Raw genomic sequence first — 14,711 nt, 5'->3', positions numbered from 1 at the left:
ATGACCACTGCATTCCACCAAGGCATCGCGCTGCACTACGAGATCGAGGGGGCGCCCCACGCACCCGTTCTGGTCATGTCCAATTCGCTGGGCACCGACATGCAGATGTGGGCGCCGCAGATGGATAGCCTGCTGCCGCGCTTTCGCGTGCTGCGCTACGACACCCGCGGCCACGGGGGCTCCGGCCTGCCGTCCCCGGCGCCGTTCGGGTTTGCCAAACTCGGGCAGGACGTGCTGGCCATCATGGATCACGCCGGCATCCAGCGCGCGCATTTTTGCGGGCTGTCGATGGGCGGCATGACCGGCATGTGGCTGGCTGCCAATCACCCCGAGCGTTTCGACCGCTTCGTGCTGGCCAATACCGCCGCCCTCATCGGCCCGGCCAGCGGCTGGGACACGCGCATCCAGACGGTACGCAGCCAAGGCATGGCCGCCATCGTCGACGCCGTGCTGGCGCGCTGGTTCAGCGCCGCCTGGCTGGCCGGCAACGCGGCGCGCATCGCGCCGGTGCGCCAGATGCTGCTGGACGCATCGCCCGAAGGCTACACGGCCAACTGCGCCGCCGTGCGCGACGCCGACCTGCGCGAGCAGCTGCCGCGCATCGCCAGCCCGGTGCTGGTGATTGCCGGCACGCATGACATGGCCACCACACCGGCACAAGGGCGCGAAGTGGCGCAAGGGATTGCCGGGGCGCGCTACGTGGAGCTGGACGGGGCCCACTTGTCGAACTGGGAGCAGCCGGAGGGGTTTGCGCAGGCGGTTCGCGGGTTCCTGGCAGGCTGAGGCCTGCCGGACGCCGTTCACGCAGTCGCGCGTCGATTGCAACGTCGATATCATGACAGCCGGGTCTAGGACCGGCCACTCAACTATCCCCTCCCGCTACCCTGGCAGGATGTGTGCTGGGCAAAATCTGCTATGGTTTTGCCAACGCATCAGGGGGATATGAGCATGGCCAGACTTGTGGTTCGCGGTGTTGACGAATTGCTGGTGCACAAACTGCGCGAGCGTGCTGCTGCAAATGGGCGCAGCGAAGAGGCGGAACACCGCGAGATTCTCATTCAGGCGCTGAGACAAACAACGCGAAATAGTTTGGCCGAAGTACTTGCGAGCATGCCGGACGTTGGTGAGGATGCCGATTTCGCGCGCTGCACTTGAGCCGACTAGCTGAAGACATTGTGGCGAAGTGACGTTGGCGAGGGCCAAGGCGGACCTGACGCGGTGGCCCTCGTTTTCACTACTTTGCCGCCCCGAACCGGATATCCCCATACCAGGCACGCGCGTTCCCTCCCGTGTTGTCGGTATCGGTGAGCAGGCCGTAGGCGATCAGCTTGCCGGGCTTTTCCTTGAAGGCATGCTCGAAGTCCCGCTCCACGTTGCGGCTCAGCGCGAGCCACTTGCCGGCGGCGTCGGGCCCGCCTGACACCACGATCATCTTGATCCGCGAGGTGTGGGGATTGTCGATGACCGTGCCGACCGGCGCGGTGTTGGACCAGATGTACATCAGCGTGGCATAGGGCAGTTCCTCGCCCGCCAGCATCTTGGCGAGCTTGATGGCGGTGCGCTCGCCCAGCGATAGCTTGTCCGTATCTCCATCGAACATGAACACCAGGCGCGCCGGCGCGTCTTCCTTGGCGGCGACGCTGTTGTCGGCCGCATCGATCGGGTGTTCCACCCTCCAGCGCCAGCTGACCTGCGGGGTGGCCTCCAGGTCCAGGTTGTTGCCCTTGTGCATCAGCGCCGAGGCGGAGGCGGCCGCGTCGGCTTCGAGCACCGTGGCGTGGTCCTCCGCCACCAGGCTGTAATGGGTCAACGTCTTGCCGTGCGCCACCGGCAGGTTCTTCCACCCGGCCGGCAACGCGCCGCCGGGCGTGCCGGCGGAGAAGGCGGCGCCGGGGGCGGCGGGGGCCGGCGCCGATGCTGCCGATGCCTGCGCTTGGGCCGGCGCAGCGTGCGCCAGCAGCAGGCCGCACGCTAGCAGGGCGGCCAGCCCGTGAGCGCGCGGCGCCACCGAGCGGGTGGAATGCGCCAAAGCCAGATGGGGGGTCATGATCGATTGCCCGATGGTCGCCGTCATTGTTCTTATTGTCTCCATTGTAGGCAGCGGCCCGGGCCTTTGTGTGCGCGACGTGTTGCCGTTCGCGCTAGCGGCGCACCTGGTGACTAGGGCGCTGCCTGCGGCCCTTGCGCGCCGGCCGGCGCATTGCCGAAGATCTCGGCGTAGTAGCGGTAGCCCGCGTCCAGATGCTTGCCCAAGGCAAAGCCCTGGGCCAGCATCGCGTCGAACTCGGCGCGGGCGATCTGCATCACGTAGCTATGCCCGGTCGCCACCAGGCGGCAGGCACCGCTGGCCTGGCGCGCGCTGAACCACTTGCCGGAATCGGCATGGCCGGCGCGATAGGCCTGGCCATCGTGTTCGAGTTGCCAGCCGCCGTCGAGCAGCACCCAGGCATCGGTGGCGCCCGCGCCTGTGCATTGGGTGATGACGGTGCCGGGTTCCACCTCCCACTCGCGGGAATGATCGATGGTCCAGCGCAGTTGCGCGGTGCTCAGGCTGGTGAAGAACGGGGTCTTCCTCAGCAGGTAGAGGTAAGTCTTGGAGGCTTTCATGGATTTGCCTTGGGCGATAGCGGCATCGTCTTGCCGCGCCGGTTGCGCCTCGCCAGCGGCGAGGACAGCCGGCAGCAACGCGGCGCACGCAAGTTGGATCCATCGTTTCATCGTCGTTCCTGCCGGTGAGCAAGGGCCGCGCCGGGCCCGTGCCCGATGCGGGGGGCCAGCGCCTGCGCGCTCGGTTTGCCGATGCCCGTGCCCGCGCCGGTGACGACAATGACTTGTTGATTGGTGCTTTGCATGATGTTCCCCCTTTTACGTCGTGCGTGGCGATGCGTGGCCCCGTGTTGCGCGAGCGATCAGGCCACGCCGCCGTTGGCGCGCAGGATCTGCCCGTTGACCCAGCCGGCATCCGGGCCGGCGAGGAAGGCGACGACGCAGGCGATGTCTTGCGGCTGGCCCAGGCGTTGCAATGGAGGCATCTTGGCGAAGGCCTGGATCTGCTCTTCGGTCTTGCCGTCGAGGAACAGCGAGGTAGCGATCGGGCCCGGGGCCACCGCATTGACCGTGATGTCGCGCCCGCGCAGTTCCTTGGCGAACACGTGCGTGAACGCTTCCACCGCCGCCTTGGTGGCGTTGTAGACGGCATAGCCGGGCATGTTCAGCGCCAGCGTGGTGCTGGAGAAATTGACRATGCGCCCGCCGTCGGCAAGCCGCGCGGCGGCTTCGCGCAGGGTGTTGAAGGTGCCGCGCACGTTGATGTCGAAAGTCTGGTCATAGAGCGCGTCGCTGGTGTCGGCCAGCGGTACCGTCTTGAGCACGCCGGCGTTGTTGACCAGCACGTTCACCTTGCCCAGTTGCTGCTCGGTGATCTCGAACAGGCGGCGCACATCGTCGGCCTTGGACACATCGGCCTGCACTGCGATGGCCGACGCGCCAGCGGCCTTCAGCTCGGCCACGAGGGCATCGGCCTGGGCCGCGCCGGCCGCGTAGTTGATGGCGACGGCGAAACCGTCTTGTGCCAGACGCCTGGCTACGGCGGCGCCGATGCCGCGGGATGCGCCCGTGACGATGGCGACTTGGGTGGGGTTGGCGTTGCGCATGATCCGTTTCCTTTCTGGTGGTGGGTTGGTGAAATGGATCATGGACCATTCCCATGCAAAGATAATTGGTGGAGAATTGATATCATTGCTCCATCTGCATTAACAATACGGCGCCCCTGGGTCTTTCATTGCCCACTCCGGCCCCGTTCAGCTACGCATGGACCGATTCCAGGAAATGCAGGCTTTTGTGCGCATTGCCGAGCGCCAGAGCTTCACCCAGGCCTCCGAAGACCTGGGGATCCCGCGCGCCACCATCACCACCCTGATCAAGCGCATGGAACACCGGCTCGGCGCCCGGCTGCTGGAGCGCACCACCCGCACGGTGCGGCTGACGCACGACGGCGAAGCGCACTACCGGCGCTGCGTGCGCCTGATAGCCGACCTGGAAGAAGCGGAGGGGTCATTCAGGGATACCGCGCCCAAGGGCCTGCTGCGCGTGAACCTGCAGGGGACGCTGGCCCGGCATTTCGTGGTGCCGGTGCTGCCGGATTTCCTGGCGCTCTATCCCGAGCTGGAAATCCATATCGGCGAGGACGACCGGCTGGTCGACCTGGTGCGCGAGGGGGTGGATTGCGTGCTGCGCGCGGGCAACCTGCAGGACTCGTCGATGGTGGGGCGCCGGGTTGCGCTGCTGGAGCAGGTGACCGTGGCCAGCCCGGCCTACCTGGCTCGCTATGGCGAACCGGCGGATCTTGATGCATTGCCGGCGCATCGCGCGGTCAACTACATCTCCAGCGGCACCGGCAAGGCAGTGCCACTGGAATTTACGGTAGCTGGCCGCGTGACGGCCGTGCAACTAGCGGCCGCCATTTCGGTCACTGGCGCCGATCTCTACACCGGCGCCTCGGTGGCCGGGCTGGGGCTGGTCCAGGTGCCGCGCTATCGGGTGGCAAGGGAGCTGCGGGAGGGCCGCTTGCAGGTCGTGCTGGCGGACCTGCCGCCGCCGCCGATGCCGGTGTCCGTGCTGTATTCGCAGAACCGCCAGCTATCGTCGCGGGTGAGGGTGTTCGTGCAATGGCTGCGCAACGTGTTCGAGGCGGGCGCCGAGGGGAACCAGGGCTTGATTCCCCTCGGCGCCTGAGGCGCGCCGGCCGGTTACTTCCGCACGTTGGACGGCAGCACCGAGTTCCGGCTCGCCTGCTTGGCGGATTGGCCCGATTGCGCCGACGGTCCCTTGCCGCCCGATGACGACTTTTGCGATGCAGCCCCGGCTACGCCTACGCCGGCGCAGAGCAGGATGGCCAGCATTGCCGCCGGTGCATTTTTTCGCATGCTCATGATTGACTCCCATTGCGTGGCTGGTCCGCCTCGGGGCGGACCAGCCACTGGTTGGTTCAGGTTCAAATACCTTCAGCCGGCGTCAGCGAGGCCGCGTCCGGGCCGCCCTTGCGCCCGCGATGGCGGTTGACCCAGGCGAACACCACCGGCAGCACCAGCAGCGTCAGCAGCGTGGTGGTCACCATGCCGCCCACGATCACCAGCGCCAGCGGCCGTTGCGCTTCCGAGCCGATGCCGTGCGACAGCGCCGCGGGCAACAGCCCCAGGCCCGCCAGCATGGCCGTCATCACCACCGGGCGCAAGCGCAGCGCGGCGCCTTCGACCACGGCTTCGTGCAGATCCTCGGACTGCGCCAGCCGGTTGACGTAGGAGATCAGGATCACCCCGTCCTGGATCGCGATGCCGAACAGCGACAAGAAGCCGATGCCCGCCGAGATCGATAAGGTCTCTCCCGCGATATGCAGCGCCAGCAAGCCACCGATGGCGGCGAACGGCACGTTCAGCACCACCATCAGCGCATCCTTGAAGTTGCCGAAGGTGCTGTACAGCAGCAGGAAGATCACCAGGATGGTCAGCGGCACGATCACCGCCAGCTTCTTCTGCGCGATCTTCATCTGGTTGAACTGGCCATCCCAGAAGATGCTGTAGCCCGCCGGCAGCGTCACCGCCGCGTTGACCTTGTCCTGCGCCTCGGCCACCGCGCTGCCCAGGTCGCGCCCGCGCACGCCGAACTTGATGGCGATATAGCGTTTGCCGGTCTCGCGGTAGACAAAGAACGGGCCGTCGGTAGCCTCCACCTTGGCCACCATCGACAGCGGAATGCGCTGACCGTCAGGCGTATCCACCAGCAGGCGGCCGATCACGTCCGGGTTGTTGCGTGACTGGTCGTGCAGCCGCACCGAGAGGCCGAAGGTCTTCTCGCCTTCCAGGATGTTGGTCACATTGTCGCCGCCAATCGCGAACTGCACGGCGGACTGGATGTCGCTCACGTTCATGCCGAAGCGCGCGCTCTTCTCGCGGTCCACCGTGATGTTCAGCGTGGGCTGGCCGAGTTCCTTGAAGATGCCAACGTCAGCCAGGCCCGGCACCTTCTTCAGGATGGACTCGACCTCCTTGGCCTTGTCCTGCAGGGTCACCAGGTCGGAGCCGTAGATCTTCACCGAGTTCTCGCCCTTGACCCCGGACAGCGCCTCGTTCACGTTGTCCTGGATGTACTGCGAGAAGTTGTACTCGATGCCCGGGATGCGATCCAGGTGCTTGGACAGGCGTTCCACCACCTGCTGCTTGGTCGCACCCTTGGGCCAGTCGGCCGGGGGCTTGAAGTACAGCGCGTATTCCTGGTTGAACACGCCAGTGGAGTCGGTGCCGTCGTCCGGCCGGCCAATCTGCACCGACACGGTTTTCACCTCGGGCTGCTGGCGGAAGAAGCCGCGCAGGTCGCGCGAGATGGACGCCGAATAGTCGAGATCCACGGTGTTGGGCAGCGTGATGCGCAGCCACAGGTTGTTCTCCTCCAGCGTGGGCAGGAACTCGGTGCCAAGGTAGCGCGAGCTGTACAGCGTGCCGGCCAAGCCGATGAACGCAGCCAGGAACACCAGGCCGGGTTTCTTCAGCAGCTTGCGCAGCAGGGGCTTGTAGGCGCGCAGGATCACCGCGATGAACTTCGGCGAGTGCGGCCGCAGCGAGCCGCGGAACACAAAGGACGTCACCGCCGGCACGAAGGTCAGTGCCAGCACGATCGAGGCCAGCAGCGCGAAGCCCATGGTGAAGGCCATCGGCTTGAAGATGATGCCTTCCACCCCGCCCATGAAGAACAGCGGCGAGTAGGCCACGATGATGATGCCGGTGGAGAAGATCATGGCGCGCTGGACCTCGCTGGTGGCCTTGACGATGCCATCCTCCACGTTGGTCTCGCCCTCCTCCAGGTGGCGCATGATGTTCTCCATCACGATCACCGCCGCGTCCACGATCAGCCCGAAGTCGATCGCCCCTAGCGAGATCAGGTTGGCCGGCACCTTGAAGTGGGCCATGTTGATGAACGACACGCACAGCGCCAGTGGGATCACCGCCGCCACCACCGCTGCGGCGCGGAAGCTGCCGAGGAAGATGAACAGCACGATCAGCACCAGCGAGATGCCGACAAACAGCGCATGCTCGACGGTACCCATGGTGATGTCGAGCAGGTTCTGCCGGTCATAGAACGTCTTGACCTGGATACCCTTGGGCAGCACGTTCTGGTTGATGTCGGCGATCTTGTCGCGCACCCGCGCCAGGACCTCGGTGGCGTTCTCGTCGCGCTTCATCAGCACGATGCCTTCGACGATATCGTCGTACTGGTCGAACTGCACCATGCCCAGGCGCGGCGTGTTGCCCACCCGCACCTCGGCAATATCGCGCACCCGCACCGGCACGCCGCTGGACACCGACACGGTGACGTTGCGGATGTCGTCGAGCGTTTGCAGCAGACCCACGCCGCGCACCACGAACTGCTGCTCGCCGGCCTTCATCAGGCCGCCGCCGGTGTTGGCGTTGGCGTTCGACACCGCATCCACCACCTGCTTGAGCGAGAGCCCATAGGCCTGCAGCTTCTCGGGCGTCGGCACGATCTGGTATTGCTTGACCTTGCCGCCAAAGGCGGTGATGTCGGCCACGCCCGGGACGTGCTTGATTTCCTTGTAGACGTTGTAGTCCTGGTAGGTCTTCAGCGTGGTCACGTCGATGCCGTCGGCCTCGATCCGGTAGCGCAGGATTTCGCCGGTGGCGTCGCCGTCCGGGGACAGGTTGGGCTGCACGCCCGGCGGCAGGTTGGCTTGCGACAGGTAGGTGACGAAGTTCTGGCGGGCCTTGAAGTTATCCACGCCCTCCTTGAACTTGACGGTCACAACCGACAGCCCGAACAGCGAGACCGAGCGGAAGGACTGCACGTCCGGCACGCTGGCCAGCGCGTTCTCCACCGGGATCGTGATCTGCTGCTCGACCTCCACCGTGCTGCGGCCAGGCCACTGCGTAATGGCCTGCACCGTGACCGGCGCCACGCCCGGGTACGCCTGCAGCGGCAGCTGCAGGAAGCTCAGCACGCCGGCCGCCAGCAGGCCAACGGCCAGGAAGACGATCACCAGGCGCCGCTTGAGGATGCTTCTGATAGGCGAGAAGACCATCTCAGGCCTCCTGCTTGAGCAGCATTTCGTTGAGCAGCATGCCGCCCTGCGTCACCACCCGCACCGACGCGCCGGCCGGCACGCCTTCGGTGACCTGGAAGGTGCCATCGCTACGTGGCGTGCCCTGCACGGCCACGCGCTCGATGTGCTTGTCGTCCGGCTGCGTCATCAGGTAGAGCTTGCCCTGGTCCTTGACGATGGCCGATTGCGGCACCACCAGCGCCTGCGCGCTGCCGGTGACGATGCGCGCCGTGGCGTACATCTCCGGCTTGAGCGTGCCATCCGGGTTGGGCACGTCGCAGCGCACTTGCAGGGTGTGCGTATCGGCGTCGACATTGGGCGCGATAAAGCTGACGCGCCCGCGGTAGTGCCGGCCCGGGTAGGCCGGGGTCTCGATCTCGATGACCTGGCCCAGGCGCACGTTCTTGATGTCGTTCTCGTACAGGTTGCCGGTGAACCAGATCGAGCGGGTGTCGATGATGCTCATCAGCGAATCGCCGACGTTAAGGTAGGAGCCGGGGTCCATGTCGCGCTTGACGATGGTGCCGCCGATCGGCGCGCGGATGGTCAGCGTGTCGGAAGCCACGCCGCGCTCGCGGATGCGGGCGATGTCCTCGGTGGTCGCGCCCAGCACGCGCAGCTTGTTCTCGGACGACTGCATGGTCAGGCGGGCATCGTCCACCAGTTCCTTCAGGTCGCTGTTGTTGAGCGTCTTGAAGGCGTTATGCGAGAGCAGGAATTCGTTCTGCGCGGAGATGTACTCGGGCGAGTACAGCTCGGCCAGCGGCTGGCCGGCACGCACCACGGCCCCCTCGAACACCAGGATGCGCTCGACGCGGCCGGCCACGCGGGCCGAGGCCAGCTTGGCCTGCTGCACGTTGTAGGCCAGCTTGCCGGGCGTGGGCGTGTCGACCGTCACGGCTTGCGCGCTGAACACCGCGGACTTGACCGCGTTCGGGTCGAAGCCGCCTTCAGGCAGCGTCAGCAGCGACGGCACGCGGCGCGGTTTCGCCGTCTCGGGCTTGGCGTAGGGCGCGGCCATGCCGGCCTTGCCGGCTCGCTCCGCCTGTTGTGCCCGTTGGGCCTGTTGTGCCTGTTGTGCCTGTTCGGGCTGTTGTGCCAGGGCCCAGTATTTCCCGCCCCAGATACCGCCGGCGAGGACCACCACGAAGCCGGCACCGATCATCAGATTCTTGTTCATAGGTTCAAGGCCTCGCGACCGTCAGAATTTCTCTTGTCCCAGCGCGGCGGCGAGGGTGTAGTACGCCTGGCGCGCATCGGATTCGGCCTGGGTCACGGCCAGCTCGGCATTCTTGAGCGCGGAACTGGCGGTCAGCAGATCGGTGAAATCGGCGTTGTTGTTGGCGTAGTTGGTGAAGGCCATCTTGTAGGCCGTCATGGCCTCCGGCAGTTGCCGCTGGCGCAGGAACTCCGCCTGGTTCACCGACTGGCGCAGGTTGTTGTGCGCGGTATCCACGGCCAGCAGCGTCTGCTGGCGCACCGACTGGTCATTGGCGTCGGACGCCACCTTGTTGGCCACGGCTTCATCCACCCCGTACTTCTCCTTGGTGAAGAAGAACAGCGGGATGATCACGTCGAACTCGATGCCGTAGCTGGCCGGCTTGAAGCCCAGCGGCGGGTTGCTGCCGTTGAAGGTGCCGATGATCTGGAAGTCCGGCAGGTAGGCCTTGCGGGCCAGGCGCACGCCCTTCTCGGCCGCTTCCACCAGGAAGCGTGATGTCCGCACATTGGGATGATCGCGCAGCGCCATGTCTTCCAGCTCGGGCAACGGCGTGGGCGGCAGGCGCGCCGCGCTGGCGTCCGGGCGCAGCTCCAGCGGGAACTCGGGGTTCTTGCCGATCAGCGTGTTGATGGCCTTGAGCGCGTTGTCATGCTGGCGCTCCAGGCCAAACATATCGTTCTGCGCGCTGCTCTGTGCCACTTGGGCGTTGAGGTAGTCCACATAGCCCGCCGCGTTGTTGGCGTAGCGGATGCGTGCCACCTGCTTGACCTGCTCCAGCCGCTTGAGGTTCAGGCGCAGCACATCGAGCTGCGCCTTCTGCGCCAGCGCCTGGAAGTAGGTCGTGCTCAATTGCGCGTAGAGCTGCAGGTACAGGGCGTCGCGCTGCGCGTCGATCGATTCGGCTTGCGTGTTGGCGATATCGGCGGCCAGCGCCTTCTTGCCGGGGAACGGGATCGACTGCGTGAGCGTATAGCTGAAGCTCTCGGCGCGCGCCAGCGCCAGCGGGCTGTTCTTGGGCAGGTTGCCCCAGATAAAGCCCACCTGCGGGTTGTTTGGCGCGGCGATCTGCGGCACCGTGGCCTTGGCCGCCATATAGAGCGAGCGCGCCTGGATCAGTTGCGGGTTGTTGGCGCGCAACTCCTCCGACAGCTCCCACAGCGAGAACCCGGGGCCAACGAGGCCCTTTGTTTTTTCTTCGGCACTGAGCGTGGCCGCCGGCGTGGCGCTCGCGCCGGCGCCGCGCGGCGCCGCCTGATCCCACCCGCTGGCTGGCGCTTTGCCGGCAGCAGGCGCTTTTTGCACAGGCGGAACAAGCGGGACCGGATCGGTATCTCCGCTCAGTTGAACACCCCATGCGACCCGAGCCGAAAAGGCCAGGATGACGGCTGCTCCAACTTTTCTATTAGTTGGTTTTTTAATCATAAACACTCCCATCGCTACTTGTAACAGTTATGACAGGGCAAGCTTTCAATTGCCCTTCCAGAACATTGAAAATGGCTTTCGGAAATTTAGTGGATTACCCGCATGGAGTATTGGGGTAAAGCGTCGAAAATTCCGGATGGAGATGGCGAAATGCGCAATCGAAATCCATCGGATTGCCATGTCCTGTCGCAAGCCGGTCAGTGTGTTTTGACGCGTGTTGGCGCTTGTTCGTGTGCGATTCCCAGCAAAATTGGGGGGCGAAGGAGAAGGCGGCCGGGACTATCTATTTCGCGGTGCGCTTTATATCAGGCGTGCGAAATTAATAGATGCCTGTATTTAAAGGAGACAGAATATCCACATCGAAATAAATTCAGATCGATGGTATTGAGAGTTAAATCAGGTCGAGGATAGATTGAAAGAGGATCCCGCCTTTCCTTGGGCTGTTTTATTCCATGCTAATGCGCCATCTGTTCGCATAGCGGGCACACCCGGATCAACAGGGGCGCGCTTTCCATCTCGGCGAGCGCGTCGCTATCGTCGGAGGCGATGGTGCATTTGCATTTGCATTCGCGCGCCGCGCTTGCGGGCTCGCCGCGGGTGCTTGCCGGCAGGACAGCGTAGCGCACGCCTAGCTGCACGCGCCGCTCCCAGTCGCCTTGCCGATCCAGTTTCAGCAGCCACAAGCGGGCCTGGATCGACCAATGCCTGACGGTTTCGCTTTTGATCCCCAGGCGCCGCGCCGCTTCGGCGACCGACACCTGCTGGGAGGCCAGGTTGAAGAAGGCCTCCGCCTTGTCCTCCAGCCTGAGCCGCGCCATGGGCGTGCCGGTCAGCCGGCTGAAGCGCTGGCGGCAGCCGGCGCAATGAAAGAGCGGCAGGCCGCTGCCATCGATGCCGTCAAAGGTCGACTTGCGGGCGCGGCAACGCGGGCACTGCGGCGGGCGGTGGCTCGCGCTTTGCAGCTTGCGCCACGCGGCCAGCAGGAAGGCGGTCAGGTCGGCATCGGAGGTGCCTGCCGCGCCGCCTGCGCGCACATGGATCAGCGTCGTGGCGCGGCGCTGATCATCCGCATGGGGATACACAGGCGCGCTCGCGCGGCTGGCGGTGGGATCAACCTCGGTTCGCGTGGGTCGTTGCTGCTGAAGTCTGCTCATATCGTCGGCGCGGGTAGATCCGGCCATGACGCCGTGGACCCCGGGGCTGGCGCCCTGGTCGCAAAATCCCGCTAACCCGTGTTCCGGGAGCGATGAAATTGCGCCGATTCTATGAGGATTGGCCGCCGCCGAGTACTGTGATTGATCACAGTAGGCCGGGCGGCGCCGCGCTGCTAGGGCTTGATGATGCCGGCGGACGCGGCCTTGACGACCGCTTCGATGCGGGTGGCCACGCCGAGTTTCAGGCGTGCGTTGTCAATGTGGAAGTCGACCGTGCGCTTGGACAGGCCCAGGATGGTGGCGATCTCGCCCGAGGTCTTGCCCCGTGCCGACCAAACCAGCGCTTCCACTTCGCGCTCGCTGAGTTGCACGGCAGGCAGGGCCGGCCGTGTGCGCGCAACCCGGGCAAGGCGAGCCTCGACAATGCTGGACAATATGTCGAAATCAACCGGTTTGGTCACGTAGTCGTCGGCCCCGAGCCTGCGCCCCCTGAGCTCGGCCTCGCGCTGCGCCAGTGCCGTGAGGAACACGAAGGGCATGTCGGCAAAGCGCGGCGCCAGCGAAGTGATCTTCTCCAGCAGTTCGAAGCCGGTCATCACTGGCATACTCACGTCGCAAAGGACAAGGTCCGGCGTGTCGCGCAGGATGGCGGCAAAACCTTGCTGGCCGTCGTGCGCGATGTTCACGGCAAAGCCCCGCTCGATCAGCTCTTCGGCGATCAGTGCGGCCGTTTCGGCATCGTCCTCGATGCAGAGGATCTTCCGGCGGGCATCGGTCATGCTGGTCCTTGGTGGCGGCAGCGAGCCGCGTCTTGCGGCCCGCCAACGTACAGCGTAGCGAAATTCTGGATAAAAGTCTTATGAATCACTCGATTCGTCCGGCGCCCGCCAGCCGGCGAGTGCGTCGCGGCCTGGGGCGGCGCCTGGTCGGGCTGCCCGATTCAGTGCCCATGCTCAGGCCGATTCGCGTCCGGCTGTCGCTTGTGTTCGTGCTGTTTCTGCTGCTGGTGGTGGGTGTGGGCCTGTTCGGCATCAACCGGCTCAGCAGCTTTCACAGCGTGTCGGCACAGATCAGCGGCCGCTGGCTGCTGAGCAACCGTATCCTGGGCGACCTCAACAATTATATTTCGGACTACCGCGCGTTCGAGGGCGACGCGCTGATCGCGACGACGCGTGCCGACCTGCGCGCGGCCGAGGGCCAGATCAGCCGGCTGGACGATGTGATCAAGGAGGTCGAGGCCCGCTATGGCAAGATCGAGCACGATCCGGCCGAGCTGGCGCTCTACGAGCAGTTCATGACGCAATGGTCGGCTTACCGGCAACTGGTCGACCGCGTGGTCTCGCTGGCCCACCAGAAAGACACGACGCAGGCCGTGGCGCTCTATCGCGGCGAGTCGCGCCGCGCCTTCGAGCAGGCCAATGGCACGCTGGGCGTGCTGACCGAGCGCAACGTCGTCGGCGCCGCGCAGGCAACCGAGCGCGAGGCGGACGCCTATCACGAGGCCCGGCAACTGATTGCCGGCGTCATCCTGGTGTCGGGCTTGCTCGTGATCGCGGCGGTGATCTATCTGGTCAGGGCGGTGTCGAACCCCATTGCGGGGCTGGTCGAGCGCATGCACCGCATCATGGACAACGATCCTCACGTGGAGATCCCCGGGGCCGGGCGCAAGGATGAGATCGGTGAAATCGCCCGCGCCGTGGTGCGCTTTCGCGACAATACGATCGAACTGGAGCGCAGCAAGGCGGCGCTGGCCGCCCAAACCACGATGCTGCTGGACACGCTGGAAAACGAGCGGCGCCTGGCAGTGCTCCAGCGCAATTTCGTCTCGATGGCCTCGCACGAGTTTCGCACGCCGCTCAATGTGATCGACGGCCACGCGCAGCGGCTCATGCGCATGAAGGAGGCGCCGAGCGCCGAAGTCCTCGGCGAGCGCTGCGGGCGGATCCGGGTTGCCGTGCGGCGCATGACCAACCTGATCGACCACCTGCTCGATTCCTCGCAACTGCTGGACGGCGGGCGCCTTGCCACGCTGCAAGGCGTCGACTTCTCACTGACCCTGCTGCTGCACGAAGTCTGCGAGATGCACCGCGAGAGTTCCCCCGCGGCCGTCATCGAGGAGATCATCGACCCGGGCTTGAACGAGATCTTCCATGGCGACGCCAAGCTGCTGTTCCAGGCCTTCAGCAACCTTGTCGGCAACGCGATCAAGTACTCGCCCGCAGGCACCCCGGTCACCGTGCATATTTCCGGCGGCCCCGACATGATGCGCGTGTCCGTGTCCGATCACGGCCTGGGCATCCCGGACAAGGACCGCGAGCATATCTTCGAGCGATTTGTGCGCGGCGGCAATGTCGCCGGCACGGCAGGCGCAGGCGTTGGCCTCTACCTGGTCAGGCTGGCGGTCGACCTGCACCAGGGCGAGGTCGTGGTCACCAGCAAGGAAGGGCAGGGGGCGAGCTTCGTGGTCAGGCTGCCGCGCGCGGCGGCATTGGGCTGAAGGCGTGGGCGGGGCGGCATGGCGGTGCGCAGGTGTGCGTCGCTCGGCCTGATCTGCAGGCACTGGTGCCGGCGTTAGCGCTCCGCGCAGACGCCGGGCGGCGCCTTCAAATGCGACTCGCGCCGGGTGCCGCATCAAGGGCAGGCATTCCGGATCTGGAATAAAAAAAGGGCTTGCTGCTATTTCGATTGCAGCAAACCCTTACTTATACTGACTGGCGGAGTGGACGGGACTCGAACCCGCGACCCCCGGCGTGACAGGCCGGTATTCTAACCAACTGAACTACCACTCCGCAGTGGCTGTGGA

The 14,711-nt window shown here is 65.3% G+C and carries 14 protein-coding genes and 1 tRNA gene; 4 read left to right on the top strand and 11 right to left on the bottom strand.

Annotated features, from left to right (window positions below; all coding sequences use genetic code 11):
* On the top strand, positions 1-783 hold the full coding sequence (gene pcaD / locus AB4061_RS18190; RefSeq protein ID WP_441636156.1) for a 3-oxoadipate enol-lactonase: 783 nt from the start codon (positions 1-3) through the stop codon (positions 781-783).
* A gap of 165 nt (positions 784-948) precedes the next feature.
* Entirely contained in the window at positions 949-1,155 is a 207-nt protein-coding gene (locus tag AB4061_RS18185; RefSeq protein ID WP_441636154.1) for a FitA-like ribbon-helix-helix domain-containing protein, read from the top strand.
* A gap of 79 nt (positions 1,156-1,234) precedes the next feature.
* Here AB4061_RS18185 and AB4061_RS18180 read toward each other — a convergent pair whose 3' ends face one another.
* The 4 genes from AB4061_RS18180 to AB4061_RS18165 form a co-directional block, all read right to left on the bottom strand.
* Positions 1,235-2,047 carry a DUF3047 domain-containing protein gene (locus AB4061_RS18180; RefSeq protein ID WP_441636152.1) on the bottom strand — a complete coding sequence of 271 codons (813 nt, stop codon included), beginning with the start codon at positions 2,045-2,047 and terminating at the stop codon, positions 1,235-1,237.
* A 113-nt stretch (positions 2,048-2,160) separates the two neighbouring features.
* Positions 2,161-2,718 carry a hypothetical protein gene (locus AB4061_RS18175; protein ID WP_441636150.1) on the bottom strand — a complete coding sequence of 186 codons (558 nt, stop codon included), beginning with the start codon at positions 2,716-2,718 and terminating at the stop codon, positions 2,161-2,163.
* Positions 2,715-2,852 carry a hypothetical protein gene (locus AB4061_RS18170; protein WP_441636148.1) on the bottom strand — a complete coding sequence of 46 codons (138 nt, stop codon included), beginning with the start codon at positions 2,850-2,852 and terminating at the stop codon, positions 2,715-2,717. The genes AB4061_RS18175 and AB4061_RS18170 overlap by 4 nt, the downstream gene beginning before the upstream one ends.
* Positions 2,853-2,909: 57 nt before the next feature.
* The gene (locus AB4061_RS18165; protein WP_441636146.1) at positions 2,910-3,653 is read right to left on the bottom strand and encodes an SDR family oxidoreductase; all 744 of its coding nucleotides are present in this window, start codon (positions 3,651-3,653) and stop codon (positions 2,910-2,912) included.
* Between the two features lie 157 nt (positions 3,654-3,810).
* Between AB4061_RS18165 and AB4061_RS18160 the strand changes: the two genes are divergently transcribed.
* The gene (locus AB4061_RS18160) at positions 3,811-4,734 is read left to right on the top strand and encodes a LysR family transcriptional regulator (RefSeq protein ID WP_441636144.1); all 924 of its coding nucleotides are present in this window, start codon (positions 3,811-3,813) and stop codon (positions 4,732-4,734) included.
* Between the two features lie 14 nt (positions 4,735-4,748).
* On the opposite strand, the gene AB4061_RS18155 is transcribed toward AB4061_RS18160, so the two are convergent.
* The 6 genes from AB4061_RS18155 to AB4061_RS18130 form a co-directional block, all read right to left on the bottom strand.
* Positions 4,749-4,931, bottom strand: coding sequence for a hypothetical protein (locus AB4061_RS18155; RefSeq protein ID WP_441636142.1), 183 nt, complete (start codon positions 4,929-4,931; stop codon positions 4,749-4,751).
* Between the two features lie 62 nt (positions 4,932-4,993).
* A complete protein-coding gene (locus tag AB4061_RS18150; protein WP_441636140.1) occupies positions 4,994-8,089 on the bottom strand; it encodes an efflux RND transporter permease subunit in 3,096 nt (1,031 codons plus the stop codon).
* Position 8,090: 1 nt separating this feature from the next.
* On the bottom strand, positions 8,091-9,290 hold the full coding sequence (locus AB4061_RS18145) for an efflux RND transporter periplasmic adaptor subunit (protein ID WP_441636138.1): 1,200 nt from the start codon (positions 9,288-9,290) through the stop codon (positions 8,091-8,093).
* Positions 9,291-9,311: 21 nt separating this feature from the next.
* A complete protein-coding gene (locus AB4061_RS18140) occupies positions 9,312-10,634 on the bottom strand; it encodes a TolC family protein (protein ID WP_441636137.1) in 1,323 nt (440 codons plus the stop codon).
* A 575-nt stretch (positions 10,635-11,209) separates the two neighbouring features.
* Positions 11,210-11,908: a transposase gene (locus tag AB4061_RS18135; protein WP_441636135.1), complete on the bottom strand. Its 699-nt coding sequence runs from the start codon at positions 11,906-11,908 to the stop codon at positions 11,210-11,212.
* Positions 11,909-12,081: 173 nt separating this feature from the next.
* The gene (locus AB4061_RS18130) at positions 12,082-12,687 is read right to left on the bottom strand and encodes a response regulator transcription factor (RefSeq protein ID WP_441636133.1); all 606 of its coding nucleotides are present in this window, start codon (positions 12,685-12,687) and stop codon (positions 12,082-12,084) included.
* An 80-nt stretch (positions 12,688-12,767) separates the two neighbouring features.
* On the opposite strand from AB4061_RS18130, the gene AB4061_RS18125 reads away from it, so the two are divergent.
* A complete protein-coding gene (locus tag AB4061_RS18125; protein WP_441636131.1) occupies positions 12,768-14,405 on the top strand; it encodes a sensor histidine kinase in 1,638 nt (545 codons plus the stop codon).
* A gap of 215 nt (positions 14,406-14,620) precedes the next feature.
* On the opposite strand, the gene AB4061_RS18120 is transcribed toward AB4061_RS18125, so the two are convergent.
* Positions 14,621-14,697 (bottom strand) — tRNA-Asp (locus AB4061_RS18120).
* Between the last annotated feature and the right edge of the window lie 14 nt (positions 14,698-14,711).

It is taken from the genome of Cupriavidus sp. YAF13, assembly GCF_052113425.1.
Taxonomy (GTDB): Bacteria; Pseudomonadota; Gammaproteobacteria; order Burkholderiales; family Burkholderiaceae; genus Cupriavidus.
The sequence above is the reverse complement of the archived record's forward strand: the minus strand, read 5'-3'. Positions and strand labels throughout refer to the sequence as shown.

Coding starts and splice junctions, on each gene's coding strand:
- pcaD (WP_441636156.1), top strand. CDS start 1: ATGACCACTGCATTCCACCAAGGCATCGCGCTGCACTACGAGATCGAG.
- AB4061_RS18185 (WP_441636154.1), top strand. CDS start 949: ATGGCCAGACTTGTGGTTCGCGGTGTTGACGAATTGCTGGTGCACAAA.
- AB4061_RS18180 (WP_441636152.1), bottom strand. CDS start 2,047: ATGACCCCCCATCTGGCTTTGGCGCATTCCACCCGCTCGGTGGCGCCG.
- AB4061_RS18175 (WP_441636150.1), bottom strand. CDS start 2,718: ATGAAACGATGGATCCAACTTGCGTGCGCCGCGTTGCTGCCGGCTGTC.
- AB4061_RS18170 (WP_441636148.1), bottom strand. CDS start 2,852: ATGCAAAGCACCAATCAACAAGTCATTGTCGTCACCGGCGCGGGCACG.
- AB4061_RS18160 (WP_441636144.1), top strand. CDS start 3,811: ATGGACCGATTCCAGGAAATGCAGGCTTTTGTGCGCATTGCCGAGCGC.
- AB4061_RS18155 (WP_441636142.1), bottom strand. CDS start 4,931: ATGAGCATGCGAAAAAATGCACCGGCGGCAATGCTGGCCATCCTGCTC.
- AB4061_RS18150 (WP_441636140.1), bottom strand. CDS start 8,089: ATGGTCTTCTCGCCTATCAGAAGCATCCTCAAGCGGCGCCTGGTGATC.
- AB4061_RS18145 (WP_441636138.1), bottom strand. CDS start 9,290: ATGAACAAGAATCTGATGATCGGTGCCGGCTTCGTGGTGGTCCTCGCC.
- AB4061_RS18135 (WP_441636135.1), bottom strand. CDS start 11,908: ATGAGCAGACTTCAGCAGCAACGACCCACGCGAACCGAGGTTGATCCC.
- AB4061_RS18130 (WP_441636133.1), bottom strand. CDS start 12,687: ATGACCGATGCCCGCCGGAAGATCCTCTGCATCGAGGACGATGCCGAA.
- AB4061_RS18125 (WP_441636131.1), top strand. CDS start 12,768: ATGAATCACTCGATTCGTCCGGCGCCCGCCAGCCGGCGAGTGCGTCGC.